Annotated in this window: 3 protein-coding genes; all 3 read right to left on the reverse strand. The window is 59.3% G+C overall.

Going from position 1 to position 2215, the window contains the following annotated elements; genetic code table 11:
• Positions 1-276: 276 nt before the first annotated feature.
• The 3 genes from A5791_RS05670 to A5791_RS05680 all read right to left on the reverse strand — a co-directional run bounded on the left by A5791_RS05670 (position 277) and on the right by A5791_RS05680 (position 1770).
• Entirely contained in the window at positions 277-519 is a 243-nt protein-coding gene (locus A5791_RS05670) for a hypothetical protein (protein WP_067232510.1), read from the reverse strand.
• Positions 519-1244 carry a hypothetical protein gene (locus tag A5791_RS05675; protein WP_067232513.1) on the reverse strand — a complete coding sequence of 242 codons (726 nt, stop codon included), beginning with the start codon at positions 1242-1244 and terminating at the stop codon, positions 519-521. The genes A5791_RS05670 and A5791_RS05675 overlap by 1 nt, the downstream gene beginning before the upstream one ends.
• 322 nt (positions 1245-1566) lie before the next feature.
• On the reverse strand, positions 1567-1770 hold the full coding sequence (locus A5791_RS05680) for a hypothetical protein (protein WP_067232515.1): 204 nt from the start codon (positions 1768-1770) through the stop codon (positions 1567-1569).
• Positions 1771-2215 lie beyond the last annotated feature (445 nt).

Genomic DNA, 2215 nt, shown 5'->3' on the forward strand with positions numbered 1-2215 from the left:
TGCCGGGGAGTGGAGCGCGGCCGATCAACGTCGATCACCACACAGCCAAACTGGCCAGGACTGGTGGCAAGAGCCGTAAAGGGTCCGAACCGTTCTCTCCATCCACAGAGCACGTCAGTGCTCGTAGTCACTTCTCTGTACCCGACTAGGTTCCAGCACGATTTGCCCTTCCCCTTGTGAGGGTCAAACGGAGCCACCGGGATACCGTTTGCGGCGTATTCCATGGCCGCGTCGAACACGTCCAGGCCGGTTGCGTCAGGAAACGATAGGGACACTTCATCCCTCCAACACGGAGTCGGCTTCTTCTAGCAGCCGTAGGGCTCTCGCGCGCTTGTCCTCGGCCTTGGTGCGACGAGCTGCACGCAAAGCTTCTGGCTTCATGGCGGCAATTGCCGCAAGCGCGGCATGCTTTGCCAGCACAGCGCGCACGTAATCGCGTGGCATACCTAGGCGGATGCTGATGTAGGCCGTGCAGTAGCCCTGATTGTGCAGTTGCACAATCTTTTGCCTCTCGAACATCACCAATCCACCGGGGGCGGCGACGGGCGGCGCTTGCCGGTATCGATCCACTTATTGACCGGACCCGAATACTTGGCGTCGCCGTAACGAATCCAGCTCAACGCGTCCAGGCACGCGGCACAGATTTTCCACGCGAACACATGCTCGCCGCGCTTGTACACCAGCGTTTTCATGGCCGGGGTGGCCTGGCGGTCATAGCAGCTGTGCAGCAAGTGAACGTCACAGTTGTAGCGGTAGCCGAGCGCTTCGCGGAGATAGCCCTGCCAGTCGTAAGGAGTCTCCAGGGCCACCTGGTATTCAGGGCGATCTGTCAGGACGTACAGCCGGGTGGCAGTGAGCGGGTCCGCTTCGTCGTAGCCCGGCGCTCTGCGCGTGTCGAGTAGCCGTTCATTATCTTCCCGGCAGGCATCCAGATAGCGCTTGTATCTGTCAGCGGCCAGCATCTGCAAAATCATGTCGCCCTGCGGAATTAGCTTGCGAGTCTCAGGTTGACGGATGTCGTGGGTGTCATACTCCTTCATTGGAGAATATTCGCCGTGTTCGTCTAGCACGCCACAAATGTTCATTGCGGAAACGGCTGCCATGGCCTCTGCGTAAGCCGCTGCCTCACGCTTCTGCTCGTCCGTAAAGGGTTGCCAGGGTATGCCCGACGCGTCTGCGCCTGCCTGCATAGCGGCATTAAGGCGGTCCTGTAGATCGGGATCGAACTCTTCATCGTCGAGCATGCGTGCCGTTCCTTTCACTCTGTCCAGTTGTTTTCGTACTCATGCATGGCGTTGTCATCGCGGCAGGATTGCCCGCCCGGTTGCGGGGTCACAATGTGCGGTTGCGACACATCACGTTTCGGCTGTCCGGCTGCCACAAAACCGCTTAGGTCCACGCGGTACCGTCGCGCACAGGAACACGGTGCCGTCAATGCAAACCTGGTGTCGGTTCCAAGCCACCGATGGTGATGCACCGCATTGCAATACGGACATAGCACGTCATACCGCGTAAGTCCCGGCTCCCAGTCAATCGAAACCAGCTGTGCTACGGGTAGCCGAGTCATCACAGAGCCTCGACCAAGGCGTCCAGCGCTTCCCGGCTCCAATGCGCTTTGCGACCAAGGATCTTCGGGCGGGGAAGCTTGCCGGTGTAGTAAGCGTGGTACTTGACCGTCTCAACCGTGGCCGCAGTAAACCCTAGCGAGTTTAGGTACCTCACGGCCTCTTGTAAGTCGAGGTACTGGGCGAAAGACGCGGTTCGTGTCATGGCTGTAATGTGCTTCCAGGCGTTGCTTTGCGAAATGGCCTGTAGTGCAAGGCCGCTGGTGCCCATGATAGCCCACGCCAGCCCGCCTGTCCGCCTTGACGTTGGATGCTGCGTGCCGGATCACGATGGGGTATAACGTGTTTCAGCGGGCGGCGGATTTGGCCGCGTAAGTTCCTGTTACGGCGCGAGTCGGCACCTAGCGCAGGCGCGGCTGAGATACCTTTCAGTCCCGCCGCGCTTGCGAGCCTGGTGTTTCCAATCGACCAGGAAAGGCTCGCACAATGAGTGCTCTCACAACTTCTCGAATCAATCCGACTGACTTACAGTCACTTTTGCATCTGTTGCCGTATGGTGCTGAAGGCGGTTACGCCACCGAAGGCGACGTATTGGTCAACGTTACCGCCGACGGCGTAGACCTCAATGTCATCTGGGCCGAGGTTGCAGC

Origin of the sequence: Mycobacterium sp. 852002-51163_SCH5372311 (assembly GCF_001667115.1) — a bacterium.
Classification (GTDB): domain Bacteria; phylum Actinomycetota; class Actinomycetes; order Mycobacteriales; family Mycobacteriaceae; genus Mycobacterium.